Here is a 14,364-nt window from a genome sequence, read left to right on the forward strand (position 1 = left end):
CAGATAAGAGCAGCATATCACACCATTCAGCTCATTTCAGTCAGGTTTCTATACTCAAGTAAAGTATCTATTTTTAGAGAAATTGGCCTGCGTAACAATAAAGATAGAGACTGAGAGCAAACGAGCTAGAAAGTAAAACGCCGTCAAATCAAAATCATATCCTTGATTTGACGGCGTTCTTGATTTTCCGACACTTCAAATTTTCAGACAATGAAGACTTTTGTCCCAGCTACTTTTTTTATTTTCTATTGATTCTTTATGAAACTAATTAGTTATTCGAATTTTGTATTTATAGAATCTTTTAAATCTTAAAGATTTCTAAGTTTATTTTTTTTAGATTGAACTTTTCTTATTTAAACAGTACGATTAAAAGTATAAGATAATAATACCAAAAAGAATGATTAGTTTTGGTTATTTCGGTATCCTATCTTTCATAAAGATAGGTTTTATTATGTATTTAACTTAAAAGATAAATGAGGTTTTTTTATGGAAAATCGTTATAATAAAATTCAATCTGCTGAGCGGGGGGCAAGACTTAGTATCCTTGTTTATATCCTATTGGCTTTGATGAAATTAACTGTTGGTTATGCATTCAAATCCACCTCCTTAAGAGCAGACGGATTAAATAATTTCACGGATGTTATTTCTTCAGTAACCATACTAATCGGTCTGCGTGCTGCTAGAAAACCAGCTGATTCCAACCATCCCTATGGCCATTGGAAGGCTGAACCAATTGCTAGTTTAATTACATCTTTTGCAATGCTATTTGTTGGATTTCAAGTTTTGCAATCTACTATCAATCGATTACTATCAGGAGATGTGGTTCCGCCTAATAGCTTAGCTGCTATTGCTGCATTGATTGGAACGGTCGTAATGTTAGGTGTTTATAAATATAATCTAAATTTATCCAAACAGGTTCAATCTAGTGGCTTAGCTGCTGTAGCAAAAGACAATCTTGCGGATGCCTTAACTAGTTTAGCAACTGCTGTAGCGATATTAGCATCTGGTCTAGGTTGGGAATGGATCGATGGCATAATGGCCGTAATTGTTTCCCTGATTATATTAAAGACAGGTATTGAAGTCTTTAGAGAGAGTACTTTCTCATTATCAGATGGATTTCATGAAACTGAACTCGAAGAATACCATGCTGCGGTAATCGAATTACCACAAGTAAGAAAAATTGCTTCATTAAAGGCTAGGATGTATGGAACAAATATTTATGCTGATATTACTATACTGGTAGACTCAAAGATGACTGTACAAGAAGGTCACGATATTACTGAAAAAATCGAACAATTATTATACGAAAAATTTGATGTCATGCATACAGACGTACATGTAGAACCCTATCGTGATTGAATAATCTAAAAGTATAAAAAGACGATTATCTGAATTTTTTTCAGCTAATCGTCTTTTTATTGGATCAATTTTTTTAAATTCTTCTCGCTTCAGGTTAAGTTTCATTATAAAATAATAGAATATATCAGGTTATCTGATTTCTTTAGCAGTATAATCTAATTGTATTCGTTCATTAGGTTTTATTTTATAACCTTAAAATTATGGTTAGCGGTAGCTTCAATAGTGCCGAATTCTTTAAAATAGTTTCCAATCAATTCATTCATCGGTATTGTAACTTCTCTTATAATCTTCGAAGCATCAAACATAGTATAGTCGCCACCTCCAACAGCTCTATACTGATTTACAACAACTTCTAATCTGTCTTCCGGTTTCACGGGTTCACCTTTATATTTAAATTCAGTAACTCTCTCGCCAAACGGTTTCGATACATTAATAATGTACTCTACGCCTTCATACATATCATAATTGTACATTTGTGGCTTAGGTTCAACGAAGTCAGGATTTACATCAATCTCTCCCAATTCATTTATGATAAAGTATTCTGCTGACTGTTCAATTGCTGCTTTAAGATCTGCACCAGTCACTTCAAGCACTGCTAATGTATTCGGAAAAATATAATTGGTTACAACATCTCTCATCGTTACTTTAGGACTGAATCCGCTGCTTTCATTATTGAATAATGCTGTCCCGGATATATCACAGTTAGTATAATGCATCTGCACTTTCTGAATAAACTCGATATAAGGATGTTCTTCTATACGTGCTTGCTCTACATCTTTAATCGTCATATCGCCGGTTACTTTGCCAATGGGCTGATCCAGCCAATCTTCAACTTCCTGATTTAACGCTTCATATTTACTTGAAAGTTCAGATTCAATTAAGGTTTTTTCTGTGACTTGAATTAATTCAGGTAATGAATTTTTTATAATCCATTGATCTTGTTCCTGTTCCAGTTCTAAAATCACTTTTCCTAGATAACTTCCCTTGTGCCCCGGCATCACAGTCGGCACACCATCTTTGATTTGAGCAATGACTCTATGTTGATGTCCGGTAAGTAAAACATCGATTCCTTCTACTTCCGTAAGTAATCTATAACCTTCATTTTCTCCTGTTTGAATCTCTGTTTCTTCGCCTGTATCGATATTTTTTTCGAATCCTCCATGATAACTGACAATGACAACGTCTGCTAATTTTCGAAGTTTCGGTACATATTCTTGTGCTGTTTCTAAGGCAGAATGAAATGTAAGTCCCGCATAGTTTTCCGGATGTTCCCAGTTCGGTATGTACTGAGTCGTTAATCCTAGAATAGCGACTTTGACACCGTCTTTTTCAGTAATAATGTACGATTTACCAAATGCCGGTTCACCTTTTTCATCTAATATGTTTGCCGAAAGAATCGGATATTTCGCTGAACGTACAGCAGAATTTAAGTAGTCCAAACCATAATTGAATTCGTGATTTCCAATTACACCTGCATCATATGGCAATTCATTCACTGCTTTCATGAGTGAATTCGCTTCTCCTTTTTCTTTTAATATGAAGAAGCTTAAAGGAGATCCTTGAATGAAGTCCCCATTTTCAATCAAGACTGTTGGTCCTTCAGCTGATTCTATTTCTTTTTTTAATACGTGAGCTAACTTGAATAAGCCATATTCTAAGTTCAGACCTCGTTTTTGGTAGCTGGTAGGAAATAGATACCCGTGAATATCACTTGTTTCGAAAATGGTTAATTTCATTTTTATATCTCCAATCTATGTAAGGGGCAAGCTTAAAACTAGCTTCCCTTGTGGTTAGTTAAATTATATATTCTTTATTGTATTCAGGTATGAAAGAACCTAAATTTCTTTTCTTTATTGCTTCATAAAATGTTTCCGGATTAAACGTATGCCAAGGAACTGTATTTTTTGCATTGATAAGTTGAGCTACTTTCAATAAATTCTCTTGTGTAGCATGGCCGCTTGCCCCTAAAGCAATAAATTCAATCGCTTGATTTTCTAAAAATCCTTTTAATTGCGCATAGCGTGGATCATAGTCTCCCAGCGGTTCACCATTGCTGTGCAAATAGTATCCACTATTAAAATAATCTAGAAACTGAAGATTTTTAAAACTGTTTTGCAGAACATAAGCACCGGGATTTTGAATCAATTGTTGCAAAGAAATCTTATTCTCCAGATAATCAAAATCATCTTCCTGACTACTTGTTTCTTTAAGTATAGTCCATTTTTCATTTGGATAAAAGGCATGAAGAATTTGAGCATAACTTGCTTCCCATACCATTGTTCTATTATGATTTTTTACAATAGTATTTACATCAAACATTCTTTCTACATTCCGGACGTATGGATTGTAAAAAAATAACTCGTCAGTATTCATTGCCATTAAATCTTTTATTTCATTCAGTAACGTATTTTCTGTAAATGTTTTGTATTTCTCTGGTTGTTCCAACTCGTTCTCTTCTCGAAAACTGAAAGATGTTCCTTCAATCAGCAACACATCGGCATCCCAATCTCTAGCTTCTTCAACCCATTTCAATACTCTTTCAGGATACTTTCCTGAAAGTCTGAAATCTCCAGAATGAAGTATTTTTAAAGAAGCTGTTTCGATAAAAAATGCACTGCATCCGATAGAATCATGATCGCTGTGTTTAGGAGAGACTATAATATCTCCTACTGTAATCGACTGATTATAACTGAAAGGTATCAATTGACAGTCGACAGTTACCTCTTCATTTATTTTTACTAACTCATTATATAGCTTATACGCTTCTTCTGAAAGATAAACTTTTACATCTTTATCAAGATAACGCAGTCCGCCCATATGATCTAAATGTAAGTGCGAGATAAAAATACTTGTCTCCAAATTTAAGTCAGTAGAGGGGAAAGTTTTTTTTGATTCTTTAATGATGTCTCTTGAATACAAATTTTTTATTGCTGGTAAATTTCCAGTCTGAATTAAGTATTCAGCTTCAGATAAGCCTTTTGTATCTTCAGGAAGTTGTCCGGCAACAGATAAGCCAAAGTCACATAGGACTCTGGCTTTGTCTGTGCGGATTTCGACAATATTCCCTCCGATGGTTTTTAAACCACTCCAAAATTGGTATGTTGTCATTTTAGAAATCCTCTCTATTGTTCTTGATACATAATCAAAACAAGAACTATTTTATTTTAAGTTACTGTAAAAGTAATTATTTATTTGCCTCGATAATCGATTCTGTTTCAGTCTGTAAGTTTTCTAATACAGTCTGTGGATCAGCATTGTTTACTGATATTTCTTCCATTGCACTGACTAATTCATTTCTGAATTCACCATAACCAGCAAAAGTTGGAGAAGTAACTCCATAATCTAACATTCGATTAGCTGCTTCACTGCGAGGATCTTCTTTTAAAAATTCAATGTATTCTGGTACATCTAATGCTGCTTCAACGATTGGCACGTACCCTGTATCCATAGCCCATTGTGCAGTATTTTCGGGTTGCAGTAAGAAGTTAACGTAAGCAACATATCCTGCTTGTTCTTCTTCAGTCGCTGAAGCGTAAAGCCCTAGGTCATTTCCAGCAAATAACGTCAGTTCCTTATCATTAAATGTTGGTACTTCAGCAGTTCCCCAATCAATTCCATTTTCTTCTGCTACCGGAGCAACGTGTGCCAAACCGGCAGACGACCCGATATACATAGCCGATTCTCCGCGTCCAAATGGCCCAGAGAAGTATCCATCCTCGCCAGCTGTACGTGCATAACCTTCTTGCATCATGTTACCTAAGAATTCAAGCGCTTCTACACTTTCTGCTGAATCAATATCTACTTCAAGCGTTTCTCCGTTAATGAACTCCGCTCCGTTCTGGCGTGCCATTGTTTCGTACTCCATTTCAAAGCCGTTTTCAAGTCCCATAGCTACACGGTCATCTCCAGCTTCCACCATTTTTTTACCTAAGGCTTCGATTTCTTCCCATGTAGATGGTGTTTCAACTTCATACTCATCTAAAATATCTTGATTAAAGAACATCAACCGGGTAGATTTAGAAAATGGCATTGCGTATCTTTCTTCTTCAAAAACTGAAGTCTCTTTGAATCCTTCGTAAATATCGTCTAAAGTACCTTGTTCAAATCCATTTTCAGTCAAAAACTCGTCTGATAGTGGCACAAGCAAATCGTTTGAAGCTAGTTCAGGAACGTCAGTCGATGTCAATTGAGACATTGTCGGCAATTCACCCGATACTCCTGCTCCGGTGATAGCCTGATTTAACTCATCATAGCCGCCTTGGTTTTGTTCAACAACTTCATATTGATCTTGTGACTCATTAAACGCTTCTGTCAATGCTGTTATAGCTTCTTGGTGCGGTCCGTTCATTGCATGCCAGAAAGTAATTTCAACGGTCTCTCCCGAAGTAGTTTCCGTTGCAGTGACATCATTCGCTTCTTTACTTGTTGCGTTACCGTTACCACATGCTGCCATTAATAATGTGCCAGCTGTTAATATACCTGTTCCTAGTTTAAATAATTTCTTATTATTCTGCATCTGTAATCCATTCTCCTTTTTGTATGTTTGGTTTTTAAATTTTAAACCTATAATCGGTACACGCCTGTTCGATCCGAACATCATGAAATGTGTTAGCCTTTTAAGCCACTCTTCGATACGCCCATAATGATATAGCGTTGCAAGAATAGGTAAATGATCACCATAGGGGCAACCACAATTACTGAAGCTGCCATCAGCAATTCATATTGAGTACCCGCTTCTGTGGTGAAAGCCTGCAGTCCTACCGGGAGTGGTCGTAACATACGATCATTCGTTACAATTAGCGGCCACATAAACGCATTCCAACTTCCAATAATCTTCAATATAGAAACAGCAACAATCGCTGATTTTGATAAGGGAACCATAATGGTCCATAAGAATTTAAAATCACTGCTTCCATCCACTTTTGCAGCATAATATAGTTCATTCGGTACTGACTCAAAATTCTGTTTTAACATGAATACTGAGAAAACACTAGCTACATACGGCACGATCATCGCAGCGTATGTATTAATGAGTCCAAGTCTTGAAATCGTAAGATAATTAGGAATAATCAAAAGCTCCCCCGGCACCATCATCGTAGCAATCAGGATTGTAAACAAAAGGTTTTTTCCATAGAATTGCATTTTAGCGAAAGCGAAAGCAGCGAGTATTGTCGTCAGCAATTCTCCTATTGTTGATAGTGAAGTAATCAATACACTGTTTAAAAAGTAACGGCCGAAAGGAGCCACTTCGAAAGCTTTCAGAAAGTTCTCGACTTTAAAGGATTTGGGAATCCAAATCGGTGGCATAGAAACGGCTTCTGCTGGTGATTTCAAAGAGGTTGAAACCATCCATAAAAATGGAATCAACATTGTAAAAGCCCCTATGGTAAGTAAAACGTACGCAACAGCTCTTGTATACTTATCCCCTACGGTAACAAGTTGAGTTTTATCTTTTGTTTTCGGTTTGAACCATTTCATTAAAATTGGCACTTTTTTCCCTCTTATTTCTTCCACTATTTGATTTCCTCTCTTTAATAATGTACGAATTTCTTGTTAAAGGCCATCTGTATCAATGTGAATACTAGAATAATTAAGAATAAAACGATTCCGGCTGCAGCTGCAATTCCATACTGGCTTTCCTGATAAAATTTCTGGAATATGTAGTAAACAACTGTCAACGCTGAACCAGCTGGTCCTGGTCTGCTTTGAAAAAGAGCAAACACTTCATCAAATACTTTAAAACTATTGATCACACCCATTACAGATACTAAAAACATGGTAGGACCTAATAAGGGAATGGTAATATTTGTAAATCTTTCCCAGCCCCGTGCTCCATCAATTTTCGCTGCTGAATAGTAGTTTTCATCGATATTGTTGAGACCAACCAAAAACAAAATAATATTAAATCCCAACCCTTTCCAGATCGCCATAATAACAAGTGCAAGCATTGAATACTTTGGATCCGTTAAAAATTCAATCGGTTCTATCCCTATCAATCCTAATGCATAATTCATCAAGCCAAATCGACTATGATAGATCCAACTCCAGACAATGGATATGGCAACTGTACTGGTGACAAAAGGAAGAAAATAGATAGAACGAAAAAATCCGGACAATACTTTTATCTTGTTTAACAACACAGCAATGCCAAGCGAAATAATGATTGATGCCGGAACAACACCTAGTACAAATATAAATGTATTCCTAATGGCCAGAATAAATTCAGGATCTTGCAATACTTCTATAAAATTACTAATACCATATTCATTAACCTCTTGTGTATATATATTAAAGTCAGTATAAAAGCTCATTAGAAAAGAGCGTATAATAGGGTATAAATTAAAAGTTGTGATAATCAGCATCATCGGTGCAATATAGAGTAAGGATTTTAAGGAACTTTTCAAAGTAGGCTTTTCTATCATGCCATAACCACCTCTTTGACCTCGATAACTTGACCCTTGTGATCAAAAAAGTGAATATCTTTCATCTGAGCCGTTAAATAGATTTCTGTATCTTCAAGCGGAATAATAGTTAAATTAGTAGCAACCAATTCTTTTTCCTTATTTTTAACATGAACGGTTGTATCTTTTCCTACTCGAGCAACATGACTGACTATTCCTTCAAACAAGGCGTTTTCTTTATTTTCTGTTGTCAGAATCTCTTCTGCTCTCAAACCAATTGTCTCGATATTCTGCTTAATTTCTTCTGAAATATTCAATCTTTCCAGTACTTCTGGGTAATCCTCTATACCAATCGTATTGATAATAGGTGTACCTAAGAATTGAGCAACAAAGCGATTTTTAGGTTTTTTATATAATGTGATTGGATCGCTGTTCTGCTGAATAGCCCCTTCGTTCAAGACCATGACTTCATCTGATATACTTAGCGCTTCTTCCTGATCGTGCGTTACAAAGACAGTCGTTACACCTGTTTTTTGCTGAATACGTCGGATTTCTTCTCGCATTTCGATGCGTAGTCTGGCATCCAAATTCGATAGCGGTTCATCCATCAATAGTATAGAAGGTTCTTTTGCTAAGGCTCTTGCTATTGCTACACGCTGCTGCTGACCACCAGACAGCTGTTTAGGTTTCTTATCCACGTGATCTTCAATCTGTACAAGCTGCGCTAATTCTAAAGCACGTTTCTGACGTTGTTTTTTAGGCATCTTTTCCATCTTAAGTGGAAACATAATATTTTCTAAAACACTTAAATGCGGATATAAAGCATAATTCTGAAATACCATACCAACTTTTCGTTTTACTGCATCGTATTTTGTAACCTCTTTATCTCCAAAAAATATTTGACCATTTGATGGAAATGTCAGACCCGAAATCAACATCAATGTTGTAGATTTTCCGCACCCGCTCGGACCTAATATAGAAACGAGTTTTCCCTCAGGAATTGTAAAACTTATTTTCTGTAATACTTCTTTATCTCCATAAGACATCGTGACATCTTTAAATTGAACTTGCACATCGTTCACTCCTTTGATATTGAGCCAAATACTTATCAGGTAGCATTAAAGCGTATCATTTTTATTCTCTTGCAGTCTATCACACCGATGTTAATACCTTGTAAATTCAATGTTGATATAGTGTCAAAATTGGTCCCTTGCATAAAAGCTAAATTAACGATAATATTTATGGTTTGCCTAAAAAATTTGACTTTGTTAGATTTATTATTAAGTTGTTTAATTCTTTAAAATCACTTTTGGCTTTATGATATCTTGCTTTTATCAGAAATTTATAAGACAATATGGGATAAGTTCAGAAGTATTAAGGGGAGAAAAAAATGAATCAAGCTATAAAAAACAAAATTTTTTCATTAGAGAAAGAACTAATTGCATTCAGAAGAAATCTTCATATGAATCCAGAAATCGCTTTTGAAGAAGTCGAGACAACTAACCGTATAGCATCTAAGTTAGATGAACTATCTATTTCATATCAACGGATGAATCCAACGGGTGTTTTGGCAGAAATCAAAGGATCCTATCCTGGAAAAACAATATTATTGAGAGCAGATATTGATGCTTTACCCGTAACTGAATTAAATACAAGTCTTAGTTATCAATCAAAAGTTCTTAATAAAATGCATGCTTGTGGTCATGATGCACATGCAGCAATGCTAATAACTGCTGCTGCAGCCTTGAATGAAGTCAAAGAAGATATTCATGGAACGATTCGTTTATTATTCCAACCAGCTGAGGAAATTGCTGAAGGCGCTAGGAAGATGATTGAACAAGGTGCTATTGAAAATGTTGACAATGTATTTGGAATCCACATTTGGTCTGAACTTGAATCCGGAAAAGTTTCCTGTCCTCCTGGTCCCTCTTTTGCTGCTGCAGATATGTTGACCGTTCGTTTCAAAGGAAAAGGTGGTCATGCTGCTATGCCCCACCAAACTGTCGATGCTGCTGTAATGGCGTCACAATTTGTCTCAACCATTCAGACTATTGTTTCAAGAGAAATTGATCCACTGCATCCGGCAGTTGTCACAATTGGGAAAATGGAAGTAGGCAGCCGATTTAACGTTATTGCCGAGAATGCATTGTTAGAAGGTACCATTCGAACATTTAATAATGATACAAGAGAGAAGATCGAAAGTTCACTTTCACAGTATGCCGCTCATCTTGCCCATCTATACGGAGGAACTGTTGAAGTAACATACGATAGAAAAACAGAACCTGTTGTTAATGAGTATAAATCTGCTCAATTAGTTCAGTCAGTAGCTGAAGATGCGTTTGGAAAAGATGTAGTACGTGAAGAACCCCCTACTATGGGAGCAGAGGACTTTGGCTTTTATATGTCTAAAGCTAGTGGTGCTTTTGCTTTAATTGGATCAGGTAATGCTGAAAAAGATACCTGCTGGGCACACCATCATGGTCACTTCAATGTAGATGAAGAAGCTTTAAAAGTTGGAGCTGAATTATATGCTCAGTATGCGCTTGCTTATTTATCTCAGTCAGAATTTTAAATAAAAAAGGATCGCAGAGAATAATCTCTGCGATCCTTTTTTTAAAAGCATACGAATAAATATCTTAAAACTATCTATTATGGACCTGACTTTCAAGCACCTAATTATTTTGCGTTTAATATTTGTTCTTTCGCATGGATAAGTTCGGTAATCAAGGCATTGGTTGGTGCTTTTAATCCATATTCCTCTGCCAAACGAGCAACAGCCCCATTTATATAATCTATTTCCGTTAAACGATTATGCTGCATTAAATCTTGGTGCATTGATGGATAATGATGGCCTAATTCATGACTGGTTTTTATAATATATTCAACTGTATCTTCAAAATCTAATTGAACCTCTTGTTTTTCAGCAACTTGAACAAATTCATTAACTATATTTTTTGTAATTGAGATTGCTTGATCTGTTTCAAACATTTCTCCTAAGGTCGCATCCAGCAAAGTACAGGTAGCATTCAGTGCTCCATTGACACAAGCTTTTCTCCAAATTGAAAATTTAACATCTTCACTATAGATTCCATTTAATCCGGCATCTTTAAGTATTTTAACAATCTGTTTGGCTTTTTCTTCTCCACCCGGTTTAAAGTTCTGGATTTCTGTTGATCCAGTTCCTTCCAATTCAATTTTACCAGGACCTGTCAATCCAGCTGTCCAGATTGTTACGCCAATCAGCATGTTTTCTAATGAAACATACTGTTTCATAACGGTTTCATGACCAATGCCATTTAACAAGCAGACAACTTGTGTGTCTTCTTTGATAATTGGTTGAATTTCCTCTAGCATTGATCCTAAAAACATTGCTTTTGTGAACATAAAGATTACATCTACTTTTTCTTTTACTTCATCTGGACGATAAATTGGAATATTTATAACTTTCTCAGTGCCATTATAGTTTACAGTTAGCCCATTTTCTTGAATGGCTTTAATATGTGCATCCCATTTGTCAATAAGAATTACATCATTACCAGCTTGGTGTAACATAAATCCAAAACGACTACCCATCGCTCCGCTTCCGGCAATTGCAATTTTCATATTTATTCACTCCTATTATTTTCCTAAAAAACTACTTATCTATTATACCATACCTATATATAATAAAGGAGTTTGCTTAAGAATGTTAAGTTTCTCAAGTTATTTCTTTATTATTTATACAAATTATTACAAAAACAGTGTTTGAATTTATCAAAAAAGAAGATCCCTCGCAAGGAATCTTCTTTCTGGGTCCTACTATTAACTTTGCTAAGCAATTGTTCGTTTTGATGATTGATAGGCAGTATATGCTGCTACTAGAAGCTGTAACCCAATTCCTATACTAACCGTCATGATAATAGCTGACTGACTTTCTTTTATAAAGATCCCTGTAAATGCCCAGACGAACACTAATGGATATAACCAATCTCTATATTTAAGAGAAATATAGAGACATAGCACTGTGGCCACTGCAAGCATGATAATTGTCCAAGTTACTTCATTCATTCCTAAAACCTGTTCAGCCTCAATCGATTTCACCCAACTAAAAATATTCACAATGGTAGCGACTGTTACCCATCCAAAATATAAAGAAAATGGAAAGCGATCAAAGAAATTATAACGGGCAAATGATATGTTCCGATAAATCATAACAAGTGTGAACAGAAGGCCAGCAATAACTAGCGTAGATACAAAGATTAAATCAGTCGTAAAAGTAATAATCCATGCCGCGTTTAGAATGAAATTTAAGATTAACCAAACTTTTACTTTATCATATATAGTGCCTTCAAATTTTCTAATGAAAAACAAGCGAATAATCCAGATGAGTACACTTAAATAAATTAATCCCCAAATCGAGAAAGCATATCCGGCGGGTTGAATCAGTGCTTGTTGATTATCAGCAATGGTTCCTACATCTGTCGCTGACCAATAATTCATGAAAATCATAGCTCCAAAAAAAACCAAATATAAAATACCCATTTTTTTTGTTTTAGTCAATTTTCATAACTCCTTTCAAAATTCAAAATATAACGATTGTAACATATAATACTGACTATATTTTTCCATCATTTGTCTCAAAAAAACTTTTAATTTTTCTATCTTAGCTTCTTCACTAGTGATAGCTTCTGATAAATATTTAAATTTTGTTTTTTCTTTATCTGTTGCTTCATTTTTGACATATCCCCATACATGACTGGCTGCATTAAGTGCCGAATTATTCGAAGGTTCCAAGTCAATCGCCGCTTCAATCAAACGATAGAATTGAATAACTGGATAGTCAGACTTGTCTTTCAATAATGAGCGTATGCTCTGATAGATATCTTGAGAACGTTCAAGTACAACGTATTTATAGCGACTCCATTCTTGCTCTAAATTTTTAATTTCACCTTTTTTAACTGTCGCTAAAACGCATTTTACAGCTGAAAGATTCTTATCTTTTACTTCAAGCATAATATCGATATCCAAATCTTTTACTTCGTCATAGTACTTCATAAATTCATCGATACGAATATATTTAGAATGAGTCCCAGTTCTATTACCTATTTGCTGCTGAGAATAATGGGTTTTCTGCCTTCCGTCTTTTTCTTTCCAAGTATGCTTAACCTTATTTATCCAGTAAGTATCCGATTTATCAGGATCACTAGTGTTGATGGCATTGTGCAAATTGTCATATACCGCTGGAGCCCCTGTTCTCTCGCTAATTGAAAGTACTTCCTCAATTGTATAAGAACGATCATCATTCTCAACGACTAAACGATCCTTGATTCTATCATTTAAGGTTTTATATACTTCCACAAAACGGTCCATTGCTCTCTCTTTTTCACCATAAACTCCTCCCACATGTAAAATCAGTTTACTGCTTGCATCAACTCCTAAGCTATCTAAAAATAATGCATGGTATTCCAGATCAGCGATTGCTCTTTTGACGACCCCTTCATCTGGTGAATTAAGAACTGTATACTGACCCGGATGCATAGATACTCTTATTTCATACTTTTTGATCAACTTACCAATCTCTTTAAACTGTTCAGCAAATTGGTTAGACCAATCCAATGTATTGACTTCTTTATCTGAAGCGAACGGAATAATATCCGAACTGATTCTAAAAAGATGAATATTATGTTTCCCATTAAATTCTATAATATTTTTCAAAGCATCCAAATTATACTTGATTAAAGCAGCAAGATGATCTCCCGTTGCATTGCTTTTTCTGCATGTCTTCTGTTTTGTTCCTTCTACACCTACTGTTATACATGGGTACCCGATACTCAATTGATATTCTCCCTTTAAAACTCAGTTGATTAAAAGTAAAAAGTGAGACCATACTTGTTATGCCTCACTCACCTTAATTATAAGAAAAATGATTCTAGTCAGATTCATTTTGTTCTTCTACTATTATCCTACCTTATTCATTGAATTTAATAAAATCATTCGTTTTTTATTTTAGTCTATACCTTTTCAGCTTCACATCTTAATTGATAAAAATATTGGATCAATTCATGATGATCTTGTATTGATTCATTCATTCTCCTTAATGTGCGCTTGCCTACACGTCGATCTAATAGACAAAGGATATTTGTCAATAAATCTTGAGAACCTAGAGATACTTCTATAGGATTATGCAAAAACATATTAACGATATCTAAGAAATCCCATTGAGCATAAATCCCTTTATTCATATTAATCGTTACTGCTAATTCTTTAGTTTCAAGAATGCTTTTAGTATCACTTAGATCATATATCAACACTCTTTCATTGATTATTCTTTGCTCTTCTTCAGCCTCTTTATTCATGGATATTAGTGAACACATGTTAAGAACATCTTTTTTATCTACTGTGATGTAAGCTCGACCAGTTTGATCATGAGCTTTACGGTAATTAACTAACTGATAATCAACTCTACTCCTTAAATCATCACAAAGAAAACTCATTAACAACTTTTTTGTCTGACTCCATTTTTTATACCTCATAAACAATCCTACTTTCTAGCAGTTCTCTGTAATTCTAAATAGTTTTAGACATTCTTTCACCGTATTCTATTGATTATTATGTTGAAACTTTC

Annotated in this window: 12 protein-coding genes; 2 read left to right on the plus strand and 10 right to left on the minus strand. The window is 35.1% G+C overall.

The annotated features are described in order from the left end of the window. Nucleotides 1-486: 486 nt before the first annotated feature. Nucleotides 487-1,359, plus strand: a complete 873-nt coding sequence (locus BLT22_RS07995) for a cation diffusion facilitator family transporter (protein ID WP_087058465.1) — start codon at nucleotides 487-489, stop codon at nucleotides 1,357-1,359. A gap of 179 nt (nucleotides 1,360-1,538) precedes the next feature. Here the strand turns inward: BLT22_RS07995 and BLT22_RS08000 are convergent, their stop codons facing one another. The 6 genes from BLT22_RS08000 to BLT22_RS08025 all read right to left on the minus strand — a co-directional run bounded on the left by BLT22_RS08000 (nucleotide 1,539) and on the right by BLT22_RS08025 (nucleotide 8,806). After that, nucleotides 1,539-3,095 (minus strand): bifunctional metallophosphatase/5'-nucleotidase, encoded by a 1,557-nt coding sequence (locus tag BLT22_RS08000; RefSeq protein WP_091762321.1) that lies wholly within the window; start codon nucleotides 3,093-3,095, stop codon nucleotides 1,539-1,541. Nucleotides 3,096-3,153: 58 nt separating this feature from the next. Beyond that, nucleotides 3,154-4,467, minus strand: coding sequence for an MBL fold metallo-hydrolase (locus BLT22_RS08005; RefSeq protein WP_091762323.1), 1,314 nt, complete (start codon nucleotides 4,465-4,467; stop codon nucleotides 3,154-3,156). 76 nt (nucleotides 4,468-4,543) lie between these two features. Continuing rightward, complete coding sequence (locus BLT22_RS08010; RefSeq protein ID WP_091762326.1) at nucleotides 4,544-5,875, minus strand: ABC transporter substrate-binding protein; 1,332 nt, start codon at nucleotides 5,873-5,875, stop codon at nucleotides 4,544-4,546. A 92-nt stretch (nucleotides 5,876-5,967) separates the two neighbouring features. Further along, nucleotides 5,968-6,837, minus strand: coding sequence for a carbohydrate ABC transporter permease (locus BLT22_RS08015; protein ID WP_236048902.1), 870 nt, complete (start codon nucleotides 6,835-6,837; stop codon nucleotides 5,968-5,970). A gap of 53 nt (nucleotides 6,838-6,890) precedes the next feature. Beyond that, on the minus strand, nucleotides 6,891-7,781 hold the full coding sequence (locus BLT22_RS08020) for a carbohydrate ABC transporter permease (protein ID WP_091762328.1): 891 nt from the start codon (nucleotides 7,779-7,781) through the stop codon (nucleotides 6,891-6,893). Next, nucleotides 7,778-8,806, minus strand: a complete 1,029-nt coding sequence (locus tag BLT22_RS08025; protein WP_218127260.1) for an ABC transporter ATP-binding protein — start codon at nucleotides 8,804-8,806, stop codon at nucleotides 7,778-7,780. Before BLT22_RS08025 ends, BLT22_RS08020 begins: the two co-directional genes overlap by 4 nt. A 344-nt stretch (nucleotides 8,807-9,150) precedes the next feature. Between BLT22_RS08025 and BLT22_RS08030 the strand changes: the two genes are divergently transcribed. Then, the gene (locus BLT22_RS08030) at nucleotides 9,151-10,332 is read left to right on the plus strand and encodes an amidohydrolase (RefSeq protein ID WP_091762331.1); all 1,182 of its coding nucleotides are present in this window, start codon (nucleotides 9,151-9,153) and stop codon (nucleotides 10,330-10,332) included. A gap of 104 nt (nucleotides 10,333-10,436) precedes the next feature. On the opposite strand, the gene BLT22_RS08035 is transcribed toward BLT22_RS08030, so the two are convergent. From BLT22_RS08035 to BLT22_RS08050, 4 genes are all read right to left on the minus strand, one after another. Then, nucleotides 10,437-11,363 carry a 2-dehydropantoate 2-reductase gene (locus tag BLT22_RS08035; RefSeq protein ID WP_091762333.1) on the minus strand — a complete coding sequence of 309 codons (927 nt, stop codon included), beginning with the start codon at nucleotides 11,361-11,363 and terminating at the stop codon, nucleotides 10,437-10,439. A gap of 207 nt (nucleotides 11,364-11,570) precedes the next feature. Continuing rightward, nucleotides 11,571-12,299: a TspO/MBR family protein gene (locus tag BLT22_RS08040; RefSeq protein ID WP_091762335.1), complete on the minus strand. Its 729-nt coding sequence runs from the start codon at nucleotides 12,297-12,299 to the stop codon at nucleotides 11,571-11,573. A 15-nt stretch (nucleotides 12,300-12,314) separates the two neighbouring features. Then, complete coding sequence (gene uvsE / locus BLT22_RS08045; RefSeq protein ID WP_091762337.1) at nucleotides 12,315-13,574, minus strand: UV DNA damage repair endonuclease UvsE; 1,260 nt, start codon at nucleotides 13,572-13,574, stop codon at nucleotides 12,315-12,317. 176 nt (nucleotides 13,575-13,750) lie between these two features. After that, the gene (locus BLT22_RS08050; RefSeq protein ID WP_091762339.1) at nucleotides 13,751-14,272 is read right to left on the minus strand and encodes an SF0329 family protein; all 522 of its coding nucleotides are present in this window, start codon (nucleotides 14,270-14,272) and stop codon (nucleotides 13,751-13,753) included. Nucleotides 14,273-14,364: the final 92 nt, after the last annotated feature.

Source organism: Marinilactibacillus psychrotolerans (genome assembly GCF_900101525.1).
Taxonomy (GTDB): domain Bacteria; phylum Bacillota; class Bacilli; order Lactobacillales; family Carnobacteriaceae_A; genus Marinilactibacillus; species Marinilactibacillus psychrotolerans.

Excerpts from the sequence above, each read along its gene's own strand:
- BLT22_RS08025 (WP_218127260.1), bottom strand. The coding sequence starts at position 8,806 with ATGTCTTATGGAGATAAAGAAGTATTACAGAAAATAAGTTTTACAATT.
- BLT22_RS08010 (WP_091762326.1), bottom strand. The coding sequence starts at position 5,875 with ATGCAGAATAATAAGAAATTATTTAAACTAGGAACAGGTATATTAACA.
- BLT22_RS08015 (WP_236048902.1), bottom strand. The coding sequence starts at position 6,837 with ATGAAATGGTTCAAACCGAAAACAAAAGATAAAACTCAACTTGTTACC.
- BLT22_RS08020 (WP_091762328.1), bottom strand. The coding sequence starts at position 7,781 with ATGATAGAAAAGCCTACTTTGAAAAGTTCCTTAAAATCCTTACTCTAT.
- BLT22_RS07995 (WP_087058465.1), top strand. The coding sequence starts at position 487 with ATGGAAAATCGTTATAATAAAATTCAATCTGCTGAGCGGGGGGCAAGA.
- BLT22_RS08050 (WP_091762339.1), bottom strand. The coding sequence starts at position 14,272 with ATGAGGTATAAAAAATGGAGTCAGACAAAAAAGTTGTTAATGAGTTTT.
- BLT22_RS08000 (WP_091762321.1), bottom strand. The coding sequence starts at position 3,095 with ATGAAATTAACCATTTTCGAAACAAGTGATATTCACGGGTATCTATTT.
- BLT22_RS08030 (WP_091762331.1), top strand. The coding sequence starts at position 9,151 with ATGAATCAAGCTATAAAAAACAAAATTTTTTCATTAGAGAAAGAACTA.
- BLT22_RS08035 (WP_091762333.1), bottom strand. The coding sequence starts at position 11,363 with ATGAAAATTGCAATTGCCGGAAGCGGAGCGATGGGTAGTCGTTTTGGA.
- BLT22_RS08005 (WP_091762323.1), bottom strand. The coding sequence starts at position 4,467 with ATGACAACATACCAATTTTGGAGTGGTTTAAAAACCATCGGAGGGAAT.